This is a genomic window from Streptomyces aureus, assembly GCF_001418135.1.
GTDB lineage: Bacteria > Actinomycetota > Actinomycetes > Streptomycetales > Streptomycetaceae > Streptomyces > Streptomyces aureus_A.
Window position 1 is genome coordinate 1 of the sequence record NZ_LIPQ01000069.1, and the last position, 2,441, is coordinate 2,441.

The 2,441-nt window shown below is 73.0% G+C and carries 2 protein-coding genes; both read right to left on the bottom strand.

Annotation, left to right across the window (positions count from 1 at the left end; all coding sequences use genetic code 11):
- Window positions 1–41: 41 nt before the first annotated feature.
- The gene (locus AOK00_RS07400) at window positions 42–701 is read right to left on the bottom strand and encodes a response regulator transcription factor (RefSeq protein WP_055599506.1); all 660 of its coding nucleotides are present in this window, start codon (window positions 699–701) and stop codon (window positions 42–44) included.
- Window positions 702–738: 37 nt separating this feature from the next.
- The coding region (locus AOK00_RS07405; RefSeq protein ID WP_254047272.1) for a sensor histidine kinase at window positions 739–2,441 on the bottom strand (1,703 nt) is incomplete at its 5' end.

A 2,441-nucleotide genomic window follows, 5' to 3' on the forward strand; every position in this document is an offset into this window, starting at 1 on the left:
GACGCGGGGCTGTAGCGGGGCTGCCCGCCCCCACGGCCCCGCTACAGCCCCGCGTCCCGTGCGAGCAGTGCCGCCTGGACCCGGTTCTCGCAGTCCAGCTTGGCGAGGATCCGGCTCACATACGTCTTCACCGTGGCCTCGCTCATGTGCAGCCGCTTCCCCGCGTCCGCGTTGGACAGCCCTTCGCCGAGCAGCGCCAGCACATCGCGCTCCTTCTCGCTCAGGCCCGCGACCCGCCCCCGCGCCTCCTCGGCACGGGCCGCCTCCCGGCCCCTGGCGAGCCGCTCCACGACATGCCGGGTCGCCGCTGGTGACAGATACGCGTCACCCGCAGCGGCAGCCCGTACCGCTCGGATCAGCTCCGCGGGCGCCGTGTCCTTCAGCAGGAACCCGGCGCCCCCGTGCTCCAGGGTCCGCAGGACGTTGTCCCGCTCCCCGAACGTCGTCAGGACGATCACCCGGGCCGCCGGCGCCGCCCGGCGCAGCTCCGGCAGCGCGGAGAGGCCGTCGAGCACCGGCATCTGGATGTCGAGCAGAACCACATCGGCGGCATGCGCCCGCGTCGCCTCGACCGCCTGCCGGCCGTTGGCGGCCTCGGCGACGACCTCGATCTCCGGGTCGGAGGTGAGGATCATCCGGATCCCGGCCCTGATCAGCGGCTCGTCGTCGGCGATCACCACCCTGATGGGCTGCCCTGCCACAGCTACTCCCCACGGCTCCGGTACGGGCGGGTCGGCGCTAGCGCGCCTCGACCTCGTACGACTTCTTCTCGATCAGCTTGCCGTCCTTGAAGCAGAACCGGAAAACGGGCTCCTTCTCGAAGGTGTCGCTCAACTCCGAGGACATCAGCACCAGACAGTCGGCGCCCTCCGGCTGTGCCGGTCCCTTGCCGCTGAGGCCGGCCGTGGCGATCGTGTCGCCGGACGGGAGTTGGCCGCGGACCTCCTTCTCCGGCGCACCGACCTTCACCGCGTCGTACTGCGCGGGCTCGATCATTCCCTCCTTCACCGATCCCATCAGGAAGTAGAGACCGAAGCCCGCCGCCACCACGAGCAGGACGAGCGCCGCGAACGCGATCCCGCAGCCCAGCGCGACCGAACCGCCCGTGCTTCTGCCTCTTCCCCCACGCACCGCCATGGCCAGCTCCCGCTCCGTGAATGTCCAGTCGGCCGGTCCGACCACGACCGGACGACCATCACCCACCAGCGGCTTCGTGGTCTGCTGCCGGAAGTCGTCGGCCGCATCGACCAAAGGCGCCGCTTCCGCGAGGGGCGCCGCCCCGTAGGGCAGCATCCCGGCCACCCGGAACCCGCCGCCGTCGGCCGGACCCGCATGGCACATGCCGCCCACCAACCGGGCCCGTTCGGCGAGACCGGTGAGCCCCTGCCCGCCGCTCACCACGTCCTCCGCGGGCGCGTCCGTGGGCTTCTCGTTGAGGACCTCGACGACGAAGGTGTCCGGCTCGTACCGCAGGTCGACGCCGATCGCCGCCCCCGGCGCGTACTTGTAGGCGTTGGTGAGGGCCTCCTGCACGATCCGGTACGCGGCGTGGTCGGCGGCCGGAGCCAGCGACCGCTCCTCCCCCGACCGTCTCAGGCCGACCGAGGTGCCGGCCGTGCGCGCCGCCTCCACGAGTCCCTCGATGCCCGCGATCCCCCGCGCCGCGCGGCCCGTCTCGTCCCCGGTCCGCCCGGACGCCGCCGCCGAACCGTCGGCGGCCTCGATCCCGTCGCGGAGGATCCCGACGACCTCCCGCAGCTCGTGCATCGCGGTCACCGACGCGTTCCGCAGGACGCCGACGACCTCGCGCTGGCGCTCGCTCAGCTCCCGGTCCACCTCCAGGGCTCCGGTGTGCACGGCTATCAGGGCCAGTTGGTGCCCGAGGCTGTCGTGCATGTCCTGGGCGATCCGCTGCCGCTCCCGCAGCCGCGCCTGCCAGACCACCATGGTCCGCTCCCGCAGCAGCTGGGCGTTGCGCTCCTGGAGCGCGTGCAGCAGGGTCCGCCGCTGGGTCCAGTAGCGGTGGGCGAGCCCGGGGGCCAGCGTGGTGCCCAGGTAGTAGAGGGTCGCCGTGAGGGCGATGGTGAGCAGCCGGCCCCCCTCCCAGGGCCCCACGAGACTCCCCCCGACGTTCAGGACGAAGGCGGCGATGAACGCGGCGAGGGCGCGGCCCGCCCCCGCGATGTACCGGCCGGAGGACCAGCCGACGACGAGCAGCAGGGGCCCGAAGCCGGGCACGAAGGGCGTGAGTCCCGCGGTCAGGACGAGCACGCTCGCGGGAAGTCTGCGCCGCACGAGGGACAGCAGGGCAGACCCGGCGGCGACGACGCCGAGCACCCATCCCTCGCCGCCGGGTCTGCCCTGCTGTCCCTCGTGCGGCGCAGACTTCCCGCGAGCGTGCTCGTCCTGACCGCGGGACTCACGCCCTTCGTGCCCGGCTT